Annotated in this window: 14 protein-coding genes and 1 other RNA gene; 12 read left to right on the forward strand and 3 right to left on the reverse strand. The window is 36.3% G+C overall.

Annotation, left to right across the window (positions count from 1 at the left end):
- Nucleotides 1-75: 75 nt before the first annotated feature.
- Nucleotides 76-1,122 carry a substrate-binding domain-containing protein gene (locus tag ACFIKN_RS03295; RefSeq protein ID WP_375631060.1) on the reverse strand — a complete coding sequence of 349 codons (1,047 nt, stop codon included), beginning with the start codon at nt 1,120-1,122 and terminating at the stop codon, nt 76-78.
- A 132-nt stretch (nt 1,123-1,254) separates the two neighbouring features.
- Complete coding sequence (gene gshB, locus ACFIKN_RS03300; RefSeq protein WP_375657907.1) at nt 1,255-2,202, reverse strand: glutathione synthase; 948 nt, start codon at nt 2,200-2,202, stop codon at nt 1,255-1,257.
- A gap of 87 nt (nt 2,203-2,289) precedes the next feature.
- Between gshB and ACFIKN_RS03305 the strand changes: the two genes are divergently transcribed.
- Nucleotides 2,290-3,084 (forward strand): molybdopterin-synthase adenylyltransferase MoeB, encoded by a 795-nt coding sequence (locus tag ACFIKN_RS03305; protein ID WP_375657908.1) that lies wholly within the window; start codon nt 2,290-2,292, stop codon nt 3,082-3,084.
- 911 nt (nt 3,085-3,995) lie between these two features.
- Here the strand turns inward: ACFIKN_RS03305 and ACFIKN_RS03310 are convergent.
- The gene (locus tag ACFIKN_RS03310) at nt 3,996-4,559 is read right to left on the reverse strand and encodes a c-type cytochrome (RefSeq protein WP_375657909.1); all 564 of its coding nucleotides are present in this window, start codon (nt 4,557-4,559) and stop codon (nt 3,996-3,998) included.
- Nucleotides 4,560-4,663: 104 nt separating this feature from the next.
- Between ACFIKN_RS03310 and ACFIKN_RS03315 the strand changes: the two genes are divergently transcribed.
- The 11 genes from ACFIKN_RS03315 (at nt 4,664) to miaB (ending at nt 16,399) form a co-directional block, all read left to right on the forward strand.
- The gene (locus ACFIKN_RS03315) at nt 4,664-5,395 is read left to right on the forward strand and encodes a 3-deoxy-manno-octulosonate cytidylyltransferase (protein WP_375657910.1); all 732 of its coding nucleotides are present in this window, start codon (nt 4,664-4,666) and stop codon (nt 5,393-5,395) included.
- Nucleotides 5,392-6,255 carry a prephenate dehydratase gene (locus ACFIKN_RS03320; RefSeq protein ID WP_273790573.1) on the forward strand — a complete coding sequence of 288 codons (864 nt, stop codon included), beginning with the start codon at nt 5,392-5,394 and terminating at the stop codon, nt 6,253-6,255. The genes ACFIKN_RS03315 and ACFIKN_RS03320 overlap by 4 nt, the downstream gene beginning before the upstream one ends.
- Nucleotides 6,256-6,792: 537 nt before the next feature.
- Complete coding sequence (locus ACFIKN_RS03325; protein WP_375613320.1) at nt 6,793-7,200, forward strand: hypothetical protein; 408 nt, start codon at nt 6,793-6,795, stop codon at nt 7,198-7,200.
- Between the two features lie 1,586 nt (nt 7,201-8,786).
- An RNA gene (ffs, locus tag ACFIKN_RS03330) (signal recognition particle sRNA small type) lies at nt 8,787-8,884 on the forward strand.
- Nucleotides 8,885-9,107: 223 nt separating this feature from the next.
- On the forward strand, nt 9,108-11,048 hold the full coding sequence (locus ACFIKN_RS03335) for a DNA polymerase III subunit gamma/tau (protein ID WP_273790575.1): 1,941 nt from the start codon (nt 9,108-9,110) through the stop codon (nt 11,046-11,048).
- A 14-nt stretch (nt 11,049-11,062) separates the two neighbouring features.
- Nucleotides 11,063-11,386 carry a YbaB/EbfC family nucleoid-associated protein gene (locus ACFIKN_RS03340; protein ID WP_375631067.1) on the forward strand — a complete coding sequence of 108 codons (324 nt, stop codon included), beginning with the start codon at nt 11,063-11,065 and terminating at the stop codon, nt 11,384-11,386.
- A 30-nt stretch (nt 11,387-11,416) separates the two neighbouring features.
- On the forward strand, nt 11,417-12,022 hold the full coding sequence (recR, locus tag ACFIKN_RS03345; protein ID WP_273790577.1) for a recombination mediator RecR: 606 nt from the start codon (nt 11,417-11,419) through the stop codon (nt 12,020-12,022).
- Between the two features lie 49 nt (nt 12,023-12,071).
- The gene (locus ACFIKN_RS03350) at nt 12,072-13,100 is read left to right on the forward strand and encodes a YeiH family protein (protein WP_273790578.1); all 1,029 of its coding nucleotides are present in this window, start codon (nt 12,072-12,074) and stop codon (nt 13,098-13,100) included.
- A gap of 713 nt (nt 13,101-13,813) precedes the next feature.
- Nucleotides 13,814-14,500, forward strand: coding sequence for a tRNA (adenosine(37)-N6)-threonylcarbamoyltransferase complex dimerization subunit type 1 TsaB (gene tsaB, locus ACFIKN_RS03355; protein WP_375631069.1), 687 nt, complete (start codon nt 13,814-13,816; stop codon nt 14,498-14,500).
- Nucleotides 14,500-14,991, forward strand: a complete 492-nt coding sequence (gene rimI, locus ACFIKN_RS03360; RefSeq protein WP_375657911.1) for a ribosomal protein S18-alanine N-acetyltransferase — start codon at nt 14,500-14,502, stop codon at nt 14,989-14,991. The genes tsaB and rimI overlap by 1 nt, the downstream gene beginning before the upstream one ends.
- 31 nt (nt 14,992-15,022) lie before the next feature.
- Nucleotides 15,023-16,399 (forward strand): tRNA (N6-isopentenyl adenosine(37)-C2)-methylthiotransferase MiaB, encoded by a 1,377-nt coding sequence (miaB, locus tag ACFIKN_RS03365; RefSeq protein WP_375631070.1) that lies wholly within the window; start codon nt 15,023-15,025, stop codon nt 16,397-16,399.
- Nucleotides 16,400-16,532 lie beyond the last annotated feature (133 nt).

Genomic DNA, 16,532 nt, shown 5'->3' on the forward strand with positions numbered 1-16,532 from the left:
TTTATCTTTCAGTTTTTATAAAAAAATAGCATCCAAATTCCCTATCCCAGAAATCCAACAAATTTTCCCTGCAAGTTATTTCAATGTCATTACTCGACCAGCAGAAAAATCAGAACGCTGTGCTTGACGCTCCTTTTCAGGAGAAACAATCAAACCATATTCAGCCAAAGGACCCTCTGGACCAATCATTTGATCAGAAAGAAAAAAGTCAACATACTCTCGCAAACCTGAAATAATACCTAAATGTGCTTTCTTAATATAGAAAAAAAGCGGACGAGAAACCGGATATTGTCCACTAGAAATCGTCTCAACTGTTGGCGCAAAACCGTTAATATCGGCAACTTTTAGTTTATCAGCATTATTTTGATAAAAAGACAAACCAAAAATACCAACCCCTGTTTTATTAGAAGTTAGACGCGCAAATGTTTCAGAATAATCACCATCAATATCAACCGCTTTTCCATCCTTACGTACCGCAATACAAGCAGTGTGTATCTCCTTATCATCCATTCCTAAAGACTTCATCACTTCAACTGCCCCACTCTCTTTACACCCCTTAGTAAGTAATTTTTCCTCAAAAACTTCACGTGTCCCATGCTTCTCCCCAGGAATATACGCTGCTATCGTCCAATCAGGAAGAGCACTATTGACTGCACTCCATTTCAAAACATTATTCGGTTGCAACTTTCCGTCTATAATAATTCGAGCAGCAAGGGCTTTATAAACATCTACTGGCTGTAATTTCCAATCAGGTCCCTTAATATCAGTTGCAAAAACAATGCCATCATACCCAATACGTATTTCCTCAACATCTTTTACACCAGCATCAAAACAAGACTGTAATTCACTCGGTTTCATTGCTCGCGAAGCATTAACAATATCAACAGTGTTCTCCCCAATACCACGGCAGAATTCCTTAATACCAGCTCCTGTTCCACCCGATTCGATAACAGGAACCTTAAAATGAGGATAAATTTCTCCAAATGTTTCAGCAACAATCTTTTGATAAGGTAAAACTGTAGATGAACCAGTAATCTGTATTTGATCGCGCGCATTGCCTCCATTTGCTGACAGCAGTAGCGCAAAAAACAATCCCACTCCAATTGATAATACTCTGTTCATCTATAAGCTCCCTAAAAATTGAGGATAAAGCCTCTTAATTTATATCATACGGTCATTCTAGTTCACATTTGCAACATAACAAATATAAAAAACAACATGGATCATTTTTTAAAACCATGTTTTTGTCCTCTGTCAAATAAATTCATTTGAACGCTTGAACTCAATAACATCCCAAAACAAATGAGCAACATCTGTACCGCAGAAGCGTTTAATTTCACGAATTCCCGTAGGAGACGTCACATTAATTTCTGTTATATAATCTCCAATCACATCAATCCCCACAAAAAGAAGACCTCGTTCCTTTAAAGCTGGACCAATGCGTTCACAAATCTCATAATCACGTTTTGTTAACTCAACATTTTCCGCGCGGCCTCCAACATGCATATTAGAGCGCACATCTGTTTCTGTCGGAATTCGATTAATAGCTCCAACAGGTGTACCATCAAGCAAAATAATCCTTTTATCTCCTTTTCGTACTGCCTCTAAATAGCGCTGAACAATAAAAGGTTCGTGATAAATTTCTGCAAACATTTCCAACAATGATGCTAAATTGCGATCATCTTGTTTTAAATAAAAAATACCAGCGCCCCCATTTCCATAAAGTGGTTTAACAATAATATCGCCAAATGTCTCTCTAAAAGCTGTTATTTCTTCAATATCTTTGGTAATTAATGTTTCTGGCATCAGATCAGAAAATTCAGTCACAAAAATTTTTTCTGGACTGTTGCGTACCCATGCCGGATCATTCACAACGAGTGTTTTAGGATGAATACGTTCTAACAAATGAGTCGTTGTGATATAATTGAGATCAAAAGGTGGATCTTGGCGTAAAAGAACCACATCCATATCTGTTAATTCCGTGCGAACAGGCTTTTCTAATTTATAGTGGCTTCCCTCTTTATCATGTACAATCAATGGCTCTAGTCGTGCAATCACACAACCATCATACAGAGATAAACGATCTGGTGTATAATGGAAGAGAGAGTGTCCACGTTCTTGTGCTGCTAAAGCGAGTGCAAATGTCGTATCTCCTTGAATCCGAACTGTTGAAATATGATCCATCTGAATGGCAATTTTCATAAATAAATCCTCCCTATCCTAAAAGCAGACTGGTCTAAGCATCATAAACTTAGTAAACAATAAAAGAACTATGACAAGAGAAAATTTATGACAAAAGAAACAGATACAAAATTAAACAACAAAGAAATCAAACGCTATGCACGCCACATCATTTTGCCTGAGATTGGTGGTGTAGGACAACAAAAGATAAAAAAAGCACGTGTTCTTGTTGTGGGTGCTGGTGGTCTTGGTGCTCCTGTCTTAACCTATTTGGCTGCCGTAGGTGTAGGAACCCTTGGAATTGTCGATAACGACATCGTTTCACTTTCCAATTTACAACGCCAAGTTATTCATAAAACAAATGCAATAAACAAAAGCAAAACAGACAGTGCTGAAGCCACTATAAAAGCAATAAATCCCCATGTTGTAGTTGAAAAACACACCCTACGCTTAGATAAAAGTAATGTGGATAAACTGCTTAATGCTTACCACATCATTGTTGATGGAAGCGATAATTTTACGACGCGCTATCTTCTTGCTGATCACGCTGCCCAATGCAAAAAACCCTTAATAAGTGGTGCTGTAGAACGTTTTAATGGCTCATTAACCGTCCTTATGCCGTATAAAGACAATAATCCTCACTATCGCGATTTATTTCCCACCCCTCCAGCTCACGGGACTATCCCAACATGCGCTGAAACTGGAATAATCGGTGTTTTACCTGGCGTTATTGGGACCCTACAAGCAATGGAAGTTATTAAAATGATCACAAACATCGGAGAGCCATTAGTAGGAAAGATTCTTCTCTATAATGGATTATTAGCGCAATTTAATATTATTACTTATAAACGCTCAAATTATAAAGAAAATGCCGTAGCTCTTAAGAATCTTGGAGAATCATGATTATGTTCTCTCTTCCACTAACTTTTAGCACTCTCGCAATATGTATTAAAATACTAATATTTTATCGCAAGTCATCGAAACATTGTAACCAATGAAACCTATTAAATTTATCACAAATATGGAAAACCTTTTGTGAAAAAATAATTCTCTATAATGGATTATCAGTATAATTTCATGTCATCGTCTATAAATGGACAGAGACTCGTGCAAACTTAGCTGCCATCAGTATTCTTGTGTAAAAAATTTTCAACGTAGATAAAAATACAATCAGCAGAACTCTATTCAACTATTTTACTATTCACACATGAAAATTGTTTCACATGAAAGTGCTTACTTCAAACCATAACCTATAAATAAATAATCTAAGTCATATTTTAGTGATTGATACTATAGAAGGTCAATGATCTGTACCTACACCTCTAACCTCAAGAGAAAACGTCTATTCATCAAGCATCATAAAATGCAGCTTAGGATCATTGCACGTATAAGAACAATCAATTGTCTCTGATACATGGAAATTGATGTAAAAGTACATAGGGATTGATGTGCATAGAAGGATTAAGATAAACCTCATGGAGAGCTTTAATTACATAATTATCGGCATTCAGAAGCAGAAAGTTGCGGCTCATGAATTGATAATCCTTCAGCAATAATTTCACAGACAAGTATATGTAGAAAAAGTGAAGCAAACAAATCTTGAAAACCAATCTGCAGATGACAGCGTAAAGAGTGCATTTTTATAAAAGAGCTCTTTAAAATAAGCGAGTAAATATGCAATGTTAAATGTGTTCTGTTTTGCGTGAGGGGCGTTCCCCCTAACAAAACATCAATAAGAGCTCTTTTTATAAAACCTTGAAACTAAAATTACAAAAAGTCAGACTTCTTTCTAAAATTAACATCTATGGTATAAGTTAATTTGGCTCGTTCGCTTTATTATTATCCATTGGTAAAGGAACAGGATGATCGGATAAACTGCGTAAATAAAGCAAAAGATCGGCACGATCTTGGTCATTTTTAATTCCACGAAAAGACATAATGGTCCCAGGAAAAGCTTCACGTGGAGAATGTAAATAACGATCCAACGTTACAAAATCCCATTTTTGATCAGAATGAGCACGTAATGCCCGTGAATAAGCAAAACCTGCTGCTGATGCCAAAGGGCGGTTAACAATCTCCCAGAGGACTGGACCAACACGCCCTGCTGCATTGCGTCCAGATGTGTGGCATATGGCACATTGGCGAAAAACTTTACGGCCATTTTCAAAATTGCCTTGTTGAAGGCGGCTATTTAGTGATAGGGAAACATCAGGTGCTTTTTGTTTTTCTTGAAATATATCATTCTTGGCAACTGTATGATGATATTGGACTGATGTAGGATGATCGTAAATTATATTGCTGAGTGTGGAAATCCCCACAACAGCGACCAGCACACATAAACAAGCACAAATAAAATAAATAAATCTCCGGCGATTCATAAAAACTCAAATGTTCACGGTTTCATTACCATTTTTAGTCTAAGCTTTTTCTTTATAACACACAACATCATAAATGCATCACAGATGACATTTGGAATCTTACAATGGCTCTTAAACCAATTATTCTTATTCCTGCCCGTATAGGCTCAACCCGTCTTCCTCAAAAAGCTCTCGCTGAAATTGGCGGAAAACCGATGATTGTTCATGTCGCAGAACAAGCCAAAAAAGCTGGAATAGGACGTACAATCGTTGCAACAGATCATAATGATATCGCTAAAGCTGTTGCAGATTATGGACATGAATATATCATAACACGAGGTGATCATAAGTCTGGATCTGATCGTATTTATGAAGCTTTAATGCGCATTGATCCGGAACAACGTTATAATGCCATTTTAAATGTACAAGGTGACTTACCAACAATAATGCCTCGTGAAATCATTCGTGCGCTACGCCCTTTAGAAAATAGCTTTACTGATATTGCAACCTTGGGTGCCAAAATCATTGAAGAAAATGAAACAAGAGATCCCAATGTTGTCAAAATCATTGGTACACCGCTTTCTCAAAATCGCCTTCGTGCTCTTTATTTTACGCGCGCCACAGCACCCTATGGAGACGGTCCTCTTTATCACCATATTGGAATATACGCCTATAGGCGCGAAGCACTTGAGAAATTTGTATCATTCAAACCCTCACCACTTGAGAAACGTGAAAAACTTGAACAATTACGTGCATTAGAAAACAACATGCGTATTGATGTGGAAATAGTCGATACAATTCCCTTAGGTGTAGACACACAACATGATCTCGATAGAGTTTGTGAGATTTTAGCATGAAAATACTTAAAAAAACCAATAAAATTTCTTTCCAAGGAGAATACGGCGCTAATTCCCATATTGCTTGCTCCAATATGTTCCCCAATATGGATGCTGTTCCCTCTGCTACTTTCGAAGACGCCCTTAATTTAGTGGAAAGCGGGAAAGCTGATCTTGCTATGATCCCTATTGAAAATACCCTTGCGGGACGCGTTGCAGACATTCATCATCTTTTACCGCAGTCATCTCTTTATATTATTGATGAATATTTTTTACCTATCCATTTTCAACTCATGGTTTTACCCGGCGTTACACATGACGAAATTAAAACCGTCCACAGCCATACGCATGCCCTTGCACAATGCCGAAAAATCATACGAAACAACGGTTGGAAACCTGTTGTTTCTGCTGACACCGCTGGAGCTGCAAAATTTATTAAAAAAAATGCTAAACGTTCACAGGCTGCCTTAGCACCTTTAATCGCAGCAGAACTCTATGGACTTGATATTCTTGAAAGAGATGTTGAAGATAACCCTCATAATATTACCCGTTTTGTCATCCTTTCACGCTCCAAACGACATGTCCCCAAACCTCAAAATGGCGAAAAAATCATCACCAGTCTTCTTTTTCGAGTGCGCAATGTCCCCGCTGCTCTCTATAAAGCTATGGGAGGATTTGCAACGAATGGTATCAATATGACAAAATTAGAAAGCTATCAAATTGGTGGAAATTTCAATGCAACACAATTCTTTGTTGATATTGAAGGGCATCCTGAAGACCCGATGATGAAACTTGCCTTAGAAGAATTATCTTTCTTTTCTGCAGAACTGCGTATTATCGGTACTTATCCAGCACAAAACGATCGAACATCGTATATATAAAAGCAATTAGGCTGCTATCATTCTTTGCTGATATCAAAGAGCATCGTAAAAATTTCATAATGCAACGTATCTTGAAAGAGCTCGTTTTTTTCTACTCAACACCCTTCATAAACACTGAAGAAGAAGAAACGGCTCATAAAAGAATATATAAATTATTTCCATAATATTTTTTCACAAATTATATCATGATAAAAAGCACTTCAACTTGTATAAAAACCAGTGTAAAAAAACACAGTAACCAAAAATAAAAACGCTTGTACCATCTATTTCCCTTTATATCTTCAAAGAGAGCTTCTTGAGAAAAGTCATTTCCTCTGACAATATTCCAATAAAGATAACGAACTTCTAAATTAGCTCTCAAAACAATTCAAATTATTATACATAATAGAGCATTCAAATCTCTTAGATTAATATCAGTCTGAACATGGTTTAAAACTAGAAAATGCAACTCAACCCTGATTTTAGCGTTAAGTTTGAGCTTTTATCTTTATAAAAATTGATTTATGATTCACCTCACTTTAGAAAAAGGAGAGGATAATGAAAAAAATCTTCATGCAAGGATTATTAGCCGCAAATATTCTCGCCTACTCTAGTGGTGCGTTTGCTGGCTTTGGTGAGAGAAAATGGAATTTTGGGCTGGATGAAAGTGTTGTGATCATCCCATCCGATACAATCCATCAAGGAGCTGAATACTCTTGTAGTATCTTTGAACCAAAGAAAGTATCCTTTACTTTATCGTACTCTACCCCTTCTGATTTAAACAAATTGAGAATTGCTGTTGATGATGAAAAGAAAATAACCCATGATAAAGAAAAGAAGATCTTTATCCTAAAAAATATAAAATCTCTTCATATAAGTTTTCCTTCGTCAGGACATTATATTTTTAAAAATATTACGAAGAAAAAAGTTGTTGGAACAAATTGTGACACAGGAGATTATGATTAACAATATTTCTATAACATCTAAATTTTAGTAGATTTATTTTTTTTCAGTTATTTTTTTCAAAATACAGCATAATGAGCCATTAAAACTTATCGCTGAAGAGGTGTTTTTATCCTAATATGGCAAACCTTAAGTTGCTCATAAGGTTAGATATTAAGGAACTTTTGCGAAAACTAAAAGACTAAATTTAAATTGTTCTGTATTTTCTACTATCAGAGCTATTTTTTTAATAAGAATATGCTTCTCTCTTCGCAACTGCTTCATTTTAAGTGATATAAAGCACATCGTACCCAAATCACTTAGATAAACGGAAAAGTAAAATTTGCTCTACAGGTGCATTCCTCACTGCACTTTAAGTCATACTCATTCAGCTTTTTATAAAAATTATCTCGCTTTTCCCTCCTTATTAAAGAATATATTATTTGAAACTATAAAATGTCGCTTATATCGAATAAGAACCATTTTTATGCTTATAAAATCAGTATCCCCTTATTTCTATAGCGTTGAATGTTGCATCTCCTCTTGTATGAGTACAGCCCCTTAAAAAATATATGAAATCTTTTCTCAAATAATGAAACTTCATATATTGACCCACCTTGTGATGAACATCAATGTTTTTTAATTAAAAGAACAAGCACGCAAAAAAAGAGCGATAACATCTACTCAGTATTTATATATTTATATTATGTTAAAAGAAAAAATATTACATATTTTATATTCTCATTCACTATAGAAATGAGGTGGTACTCTTATAAGATACTGGCTTATCATTATACGACTTTGATTTTCTTATACTGAATTAAAACCACGAATAAAGTAAAATCCTCCCATCTTAAATCTCATATTAAATCCATTAAAATCGTTTCTTTGAAAGTTACAAATGGGATTGGTGTGTGAGTAAAAACGATTAAAAAAAGGAATAAAAATGCTTCTTATAAAGCCTCTCAAGTACAAGGGATCGCAACATTGGGAGTTGTTAAATAGCATGAGGGCTAAAATTTATACTTTGTATTAAGCATAAAGAGGGTAGTGCAACAATAGATTTATAACTCAAGGGAAGCATGTATACTATTATGAGTGGCGTTTGAAATATAGTTAAGAGTATTGAGCAATCGCTCTTTCAAAAGCCTGTGAATGTATAACATTAAATATATTCTGTTTGGGATGTTCTGTTTTGTGTGAGATGAGAAACACCATTAAAGCAATATTTTATAATTCTTTAAATAGCACTCTTCCCCCTGACTTTCGAATGTTAGCCAATTACATGATCTATCTGCTTTATTTGCTTCTTTGACTATTGTAAATTTTTGATGATTCAATTTCGTAGTTTTAGAACAGATGTATCTATCCTAAAACTCTTACATGTTTCAGCGAATGAGAATAATTATACATTCAGACTATCTTAAGCGAAAAAATATTTTCATACCAAATAAATATGAAGAGCTACTGCTATAAAAACTGGTAAATCCACAATCTCTTTGTTGTTTATATGTCAATAAATTAAACGCAAAGGAAAATTCTTCGTCGTTCTTAGGATATTTTTCGTTTCTGATCTTGATTTTTCATTCCAAATCGACAATATGAGCTTGGGAGGTTGGTGGTGGACGAACTACTCGCCAACTGGGTCAGGTCTGGAAAGAAGCAGCCCCAACGAGTTCTGGTACGGGTCATCGTTCCAACCTCCTATTTTGCTGAAGAAATTATTTTTTATGCTGTCTTTTAGCGAGGTATTTTTAATCTTCAGAGCAGCATTTGTATGCAGCAAATAAAGGGGTTTTGTTATTTTTAAACAAATTGTCCCATAAATAATTTGATTAAGAAAAAATCCTTTTATATGAGACTACAGTATTGATCTATGCTTTTGTATTATCAAAATGTACGCATAAAGAACTTCGAAGTTGGAAATACTCATGGAAAATTTACCGGTAGAAACAGCCTATCGTGTTCTTGCTCGTAAATATCGACCAAAAAACTTCTCTGACCTCATTGGTCAGGAAGCTATGGTGCGTACTCTCACCAACGCCTTTGAAAAAGGTCGTATTGCACAAGCGTGGATGTTAACAGGGATTCGTGGCGTAGGTAAAACCACAACAGCACGTATTTTGGCACGTGCGCTTAATTATAAAACAAAAGATATTGATCAACCAACAACCGTATTGGACTCTCTTGGAGAACATTGCACACAAATTATCGAAGGACGCCATATTGATGTTATAGAAATGGATGCCGCTTCTCATACGGGCATTGATGATATTCGTGAAATTATTGAACAAATACGCTATCGTCCTGTTTCTGCACGCTATAAGGTTTATATTATAGATGAAGTACATATGCTCTCAACACAAGCCTTTAATGGTTTATTGAAAACTCTTGAAGAACCACCGTCCCATGTGAAATTTATTTTTGCCACAACAGAAATTCGCAAAGTTCCTATTACAATTCTTTCGCGTTGCCAACGTTTTGATTTGCGACGTATTGAATCAAAAGCTTTGAGTGCACATTTGCGTCAAATTGCGAAATATGAAAAGGTAGAAGTAGAAGATCAAGCACTCTCTATGATTGCCCGTGCTGCAGAAGGATCAGCACGTGATGCATTATCTATTTTTGATCAAGCAATCGCCCATAGCAATGGCAATGTTAATGCTATTGCGGTGCGTACAATGTTAGGATTAGCGGATCAAGCACGTATCATTGATCTTTTTGAATTTATTATGAAGGGCGATGTTGTCAATGCGTTACATGAATTACGCAGTCAATATGAAGCAGGTGCTGATCCTCTTACTATATTGACAGAACTAGCCGATTTTAATCATCTGGTCACACGTTTACGTTTTACACCAGAAATAGTGGAAGATTTCTCTCTAACTGAAGAACAACGTTTAAGAAGTTTAGACTTTTCAAAAAAACTTTCCGTTCCTATTTTATCCCGAAACTGGCAAATGTTACTCAAAGGTTTACAGGAAGTTAATCAAACTGCACGTCCTCTTCAAGCCGCTGAAATGCTTTTAATTCGTCTTGCTCACACGGCTGACTTACCAACTCTTGATGAGGCTTTAAAAAAGCTTACGCAAGAAAAAACGCCTCTCACACTGGTTAAAAACTCTTCTCATCAAGAATCTACAAATGCAAATAATATAACAAAAGAAACAATGGTCGGAGCCCATGCTTCCTCGAGCGTTTCAAATACATTACCCGATCAATCAGATTTAAAAAGCTCTTTGAAAAACCAATTAGATCATTCCTTACAACCGGAAAATTTAGTTAAAAATCAAAACTATGACAAAATCAACGCCCAAGAAGTAACAGAAATTCTAGAAACTTCTCCATCTACTGATCTTTCTGAAAAGATTGTAAATTTATCGCATTCTGTCACGCAAACAACAGAAAAGATTACTGAACCTAAAACTCTCGTGATTAATTCTTTGCACGATATTGTTCAATTAGCCGAACAGCATAATGACACTCCTTTCAAACTCCTTATTAAAGAATTTGTTCATCCTGTTTCTTTTGAAGCTGGGCATATTACCTTAAGACTTTCTGAAAATACCCCACAATTTCTTGCTCATGATATAGAAAAAAAGATATCTCAATGGACAGAAAAACGCTGGACAATAACTTTTGTTAATGAAGGAGGTGGCCCAACCTTACAGGAGGAAAGTATAGCGATTCAAAAGACTCTTTTTTCTAATGCAGAAACAGATCCTGATATTGCGAAAATCCTCAATCATTTCCCAGAAGCAAAAATTGTCGATATTCGACTCAATAAAGAAGAAAATGATCTTGATTTACTCTCCAATACCTTTAAAAATGCTGATATTTTTAAAAATAAAAATGATATCAATGATGAATAAGGATACCTATTCCTATGCGTGAAATGATGAGCATGATGAAAAAAGCCAAAGAAATGCAAGAAAAAATGCAGAAGATTCAGGAGGAAATAGCTAATCTGCAAGCTGTGGGCACTGCAGGGGGTGGTCTCGTCAATATCACTTTAAATGGCAAAAATATTATAACAGCAATTCAAATTGATCCTTCATTACTCAAACCTGAGGAAGGTGAAATTCTTGAAGATCTCATTATGGCAGCTTATAATGAAGCAAGAACAAAAATCGAAGTTGCAATAGAAGAAAAAACCAAAAGTATAACGGCAGGGCTACCACTCCCATCAGGTTTCAAGCTTCCATTTTAATGAAACGGTTTTTTCCCGTGAGACAAAAATATGTCTAAATACATTGCAGGACCTGAGATTGAACGTCTCATTCAGATTTTATCACGGTTACCAGGTCTTGGTCCACGTTCAGCGCGTCGTGCTGCGCTTCATCTTATCAAAAAAAAGGAGACATTGCTGGAGCCTTTGGGAGCGGCTATACAAGCAGCTATCGAAAAAGTCGGTATTTGTTCTGTTTGTGGAAATGTCGATACCATTGATCCTTGTTCAATTTGTACAGATTTGCGCCGCGATGATACAACAATCATCGTTGTTGAGGATATTGCTGATCTGTGGGCCCTTGAGCGCGCAAAAACTTTAGCCGCACGTTATCATGTGTTGGGTGGACGACTCTCCCCCTTAGATGGAATAGGTCCTGACGAACTCAACATTGCCACCTTAATACAGCGTGTTGTACAAAACCCTATTACGGAGATTATTCTTGCTGTCAATGCGACTGTCGAAGGTCAAACAACTGCTCACTATATCACTGATCAGCTTTCTAATTTTCCAGTTAAAATTACGCGACTTGCTCATGGTGTTCCTGTAGGAGGTGAGCTTGATTATCTTGATGATGGAACTTTAGCAGCAGCTGTACAAGCAAGAACAAATCTTTAAAACTTTTTCTTCTTAACCTTTAGCTCTTTAATGACGGGGGAATATTAAAATGATAAAGAAAAATCTCTCACTTTTAAACGACTTTGGTCCTGGTATTTTAGTATGTTTACTCATATCAGCCTTAGCTTATGGCTTAGAAGTTGTAGAAAAACAGTTTTTCACGGAAGCGTGGCTTGAAAGCCTTGTTTTGGCAATTCTTCTAGGATCAATTATCCGTAGTTGTTTTTCTTTGCCAACATATTTTCAAAAAGGTATCACCTTTTGTGCAAAAACACTTCTCGAAATTGCTATCGTTCTTCTAGGAGCAAGCATTAGCATTAACGCAGTCCTTTCAGCTGGCTGGAATTTGCTTGCTAGTATCATATTCGTGATATTCGTAACGATTATCCTGAGCTTTGCCATCGGCCGACTTTTCGGGCTTTCTACACATTTGGCAATGCTGGTCGCTTGTGGGAATGCTATTTGTGGCAATTCAGCTATTGTCGCCGTTGCACCTGTTATAAAAGCAAAACATGACGATGTAGCCGCGTCAATTGCCTTCACTGCTCTTTTAGGAATTCTTATTATTTTATTTCTACCCTTTTTACATCCATCTCTGAATTTGTCATTTAGCCAATATGGTGTGCTTGCTGGCATGGTTGTGTATGCTGTACCACAGGTTTTAGCAGCAACAGCACCTATCTCTTTTCTAAGTGTTCAAATTGCAACAATTGTCAAATTAGTACGGGTTCTCATGTTAGGCCCTGTTATTTTTACTCTATCAATCATTTATCGCCGATCAGCAGAAACACGCTTGCGTTTACATACCCTCGTCCCATGGTTTATCATTGGCTTTATTATCATGATGCTTGTTCGCTCAAGTGGTCTTATCCCTGAAAAGGCTATCAATCCCATCAAATTTATTGCCCAGTTGTTTACTGTTATCTCAATGGCTGCACTAGGATTAGGTGTTGATATCCGATCACTAAAAAAAGCAGGATGGCGCGTCATTTTGGCTTCAACCTGCTCCATAATTATTCTCGGTATTTGTAGCCTTATTATGATACAATTGAATGATTTAAATCATATAACATTTTAAAATATGCATTGATTATTATTTTTTCAACGTAGTATGCAATCAACCCAAAGTCCTCATTATTATTAAAATCAGTTCTTTCATAAACCAGAAAAAGTTCTAAAATATTGCCCATTATTCTATACAAAAAATTGAAAGAGCTGATATTTAAGTGAAAACTGTCAATTTTGCTTTTCAGTCCATAATGATTTGCAACGGGGTAGTATCAAAATACGTAACTCATACAAAACAATACCATTTCTTTCATCTGCTCTCATTACGCTGAGGTTTTTATACAAAGACTGATAAAATATATTCTTATTTGGAAAAAATGTGAGGTCATGACTTTTCCTCTTTTAAATTACTTTTACTTACTATGTGATACAAGTGGCATCAACGTACTATTTGATAGCTTAAAAGTTGTGACAACCCTTACATTTAAATGATTCGTGAAAGGAGTTTTGATTCATACGCTAACTCCGCTTGTAATATACAAGCTAATAAATTTAATTGTTTCACCATAAGTAAATTTAAAATAAGAGAATCTTACAATACTCAAGGTACTCATTCAAAAAGTGAAATAATAAGGATTAAATTAACATCTCGTTCTATCTCATAAAAAGATATTGTTGCTTATTGGCACTAGTAACTTTCTTACAAATGAAATATACGATAATGAAAAGATTAAAAATACAGCAGGACTTTTATTTATCGTTTTATTCAACTAAAATATTTTTATGCTTATCCTTGCTATAGATACTGCTTCAATTTATTGTGCTGTTGCGCTTATTCGTCATAAATCTGTTATTGCGCGTATCAATGAACGCATGAACAAAGGACATGCCGAAAAAATTATTGGGCAGATTACACAAATAATGAAACAAGCCAATATGACGCTTGATCAAGTTGAGCGTATTGCTGTCAATATTGGACCTGGATCATTTACTGGTGTACGTGTCGGTGTTGCAACAGCACGCGCTTTGGCATTAGCACTTGAAATACCAGCTGTTGGAGTGAGTGCTCTTGAAGCGTTAGCAGCACAAGTCATAAACAGTAAAAGTACAGTATCGGCAATTACTGTTGTCATTGAAGCAGGGAGAGGAATGTTCTACCATCAAAATTTTCATAATGATCTCACACCTTTGGGAGAGCCGGGATTAAAAACAATTGAAAATATCCTCGAAGATTTGCCAAAAAAAACCCGACTGACTGGCCCAGCTGCTGATGTCGTTATGGAGCATATTAAAAACCATAAAATACACGAAAAAATTGTCCTAGAAAAAATCCCCTGCGAAGCGGCCGATATTGTAAACTATGCTTATCTTGCTGCAAACAAACAATCAAAAAATTCGCCTCGCCCACTCTATCTACGCAGCGCTGATGCAAAACAACAAACCAATTTTGCTTTGCCACAAAAAAAATAATGCCCAAATTTTCATTGACAAAAAAGATTTTTGGAATTGCTCCGCTACAAGTTAATGATAGTGCTTCTCTTCATCAAATTCATCAACATTGTTTTACCCCTTCTTGGGAAAAACAAGCTTTTGATAATTTCTTAACAGATCACTCTATCTTCGGATACAAAGTTTTTCTCATTGATCGCTCTGATCAAATTTTAGGCTTTTGCCTATGCCGTCTCATCCTTGATGAAGCAGAAATCATCACAATTGCTGTTCATCCTCATTATCGTCAACAAGGAATTGGTACCTTTCTTATCGATCGTACAATTCACCATCTTCACGACAAGGGCGCTATAAAATTATTCTTGGAAGTAGAAGCCACAAATCTTTCTGCTTTGAACCTTTATCAACGCTTTGAATTTCAAAAAATTTCTGAACGTCTTGCCTACTACGCGTCAAAAAATGGTCGTGGTGATGCAATTATCATGCAAAAAACTTTTAAGCAAATAGATTGAGATTTGTGTAAAAAACATTTACACATGCGCTATGAATAAAGTAAATCCTAAAAATACGCCTCCTGTTGCTCCTAAAAAGGTTTTTATCAAAACCTATGGATGTCAAATGAATGTTTATGATAGCCAACGGATGACTGATAGCCTCAGTTCGCAAGGCTATGTGACAACACAAATTCCCAATGATGCCGATCTTATTCTTGTTAATACCTGTCATATTCGTGAAAAAGCAGCAGAAAAACTTTATTCTGATCTTGGTCGTTTGCGCGTTATGCGTCAAGAGCGCACACCTGATAAACCCCTGATGGTTGGTGTAACAGGTTGTGTTGCACAAGCTGAGGGAAGTGAAATCTTGCGCCGTGCTCCAACAGTGGATCTTGTTATTGGTCCGCAAATGTATCATCGCTTGCCAGAATTGTTAGAAAAAGCAAAACAAGGAAAAAAAATTATCGAAACAGACTATGCTGTTGAAGATAAATTTGCTCATTTGCCGCCCCATAATAAACATGCGGTAAGAAAACGAGGTGTTAGCGCATTTTTAACAGTACAGGAAGGTTGCGATAAATTTTGCACTTTTTGTGTTGTTCCTTACACACGCGGTGCTGAAATATCACGGTCTGTCGAGCAAATTACCGAGGAAGCCCGCCAACTCATCGAAGCGGGTGTCAAAGAAATTACGCTGCTTGGACAAAATGTCAATGGTTGGCATGGACAAAGTGCTGATGGCAAAACTTGGCGTCTTGGCGATCTTCTTTATCATCTTGCAAAACTCAATGGTTTAAAACGTTTGCGTTACACAACCAGCCACCCACGTGATATGGATGATAGCCTTATTGCCGCGCATCGAGATCTTGATATGTTAATGCCTTACCTCCATCTTCCTGTTCAATCAGGTTCGGATCGCATCTTAAAAGCCATGAACAGACAACACAAAAGCTCTCATTATCTTCATCTTATCGAAAAAATTCGAAACGCACGGCCAGATATTGCCTTTTCAGGCGATTTTATTGTAGGGTTTCCAGGAGAAACAGATGAAGACTTTGAAGAAACCATTAAACTTATTCAACAAGTACAGTACAGTTCAGCTTATTCTTTTAAATATTCCCCCCGTCCTGGAACAGTGGGAGCCACAATGAAAAATCATGTTGATGAATCTGTAAAAGATTCCCGACTTCAACATTTACAAGCCCTTCTCCTTGAGCAACAAAATGCGTTTTTGCGTTCTAAAATTGATCAGAAAACGAACGTTCTCATCGAAAAACCTGGACGTCACTCAGGGCAAATGGTAGGGCGTTCCCCTTGGCTTTTACCTGTTGTTGTCGATACAGAAGCCTCTACAGGTAGCGTGATAGAAATTCATATTAAAAATGCAAGCTCAAACAGTTTTGTTGGTGAAGTGACAAATAGATAAACATGCCTCTAACACCTTGTTCAAAAATAAATATTTTTGAAAACTCTTTTATTTTAAAAGAAAATGATTACATCTAAAGCGTGCACTTTTTGTAAAAATTGTCTTTTATAAAGTTTACTTAACAAAATGTGCA

Origin of the sequence: Bartonella sp. CL436QHHD, assembly GCF_042195105.1 — a bacterium.
In the GTDB taxonomy this organism is placed as follows: domain Bacteria; phylum Pseudomonadota; class Alphaproteobacteria; order Rhizobiales; family Rhizobiaceae; genus Bartonella.

Excerpts from the sequence above, each read along its gene's own strand:
- ACFIKN_RS03295 (WP_375631060.1), bottom strand. The coding sequence starts at position 1,122 with ATGAACAGAGTATTATCAATTGGAGTGGGATTGTTTTTTGCGCTACTG.
- gshB (WP_375657907.1), bottom strand. The coding sequence starts at position 2,202 with ATGAAAATTGCCATTCAGATGGATCATATTTCAACAGTTCGGATTCAA.
- ACFIKN_RS03305 (WP_375657908.1), top strand. The coding sequence starts at position 2,290 with ATGACAAAAGAAACAGATACAAAATTAAACAACAAAGAAATCAAACGC.
- ACFIKN_RS03310 (WP_375657909.1), bottom strand. The coding sequence starts at position 4,559 with ATGAATCGCCGGAGATTTATTTATTTTATTTGTGCTTGTTTATGTGTG.
- ACFIKN_RS03315 (WP_375657910.1), top strand. The coding sequence starts at position 4,664 with ATGGCTCTTAAACCAATTATTCTTATTCCTGCCCGTATAGGCTCAACC.
- ACFIKN_RS03320 (WP_273790573.1), top strand. The coding sequence starts at position 5,392 with ATGAAAATACTTAAAAAAACCAATAAAATTTCTTTCCAAGGAGAATAC.
- ACFIKN_RS03325 (WP_375613320.1), top strand. The coding sequence starts at position 6,793 with ATGAAAAAAATCTTCATGCAAGGATTATTAGCCGCAAATATTCTCGCC.
- ACFIKN_RS03335 (WP_273790575.1), top strand. The coding sequence starts at position 9,108 with ATGGAAAATTTACCGGTAGAAACAGCCTATCGTGTTCTTGCTCGTAAA.
- ACFIKN_RS03340 (WP_375631067.1), top strand. The coding sequence starts at position 11,063 with ATGCGTGAAATGATGAGCATGATGAAAAAAGCCAAAGAAATGCAAGAA.
- recR (WP_273790577.1), top strand. The coding sequence starts at position 11,417 with ATGTCTAAATACATTGCAGGACCTGAGATTGAACGTCTCATTCAGATT.
- ACFIKN_RS03350 (WP_273790578.1), top strand. The coding sequence starts at position 12,072 with ATGATAAAGAAAAATCTCTCACTTTTAAACGACTTTGGTCCTGGTATT.
- tsaB (WP_375631069.1), top strand. The coding sequence starts at position 13,814 with ATGCTTATCCTTGCTATAGATACTGCTTCAATTTATTGTGCTGTTGCG.
- rimI (WP_375657911.1), top strand. The coding sequence starts at position 14,500 with ATGCCCAAATTTTCATTGACAAAAAAGATTTTTGGAATTGCTCCGCTA.
- miaB (WP_375631070.1), top strand. The coding sequence starts at position 15,023 with ATGAATAAAGTAAATCCTAAAAATACGCCTCCTGTTGCTCCTAAAAAG.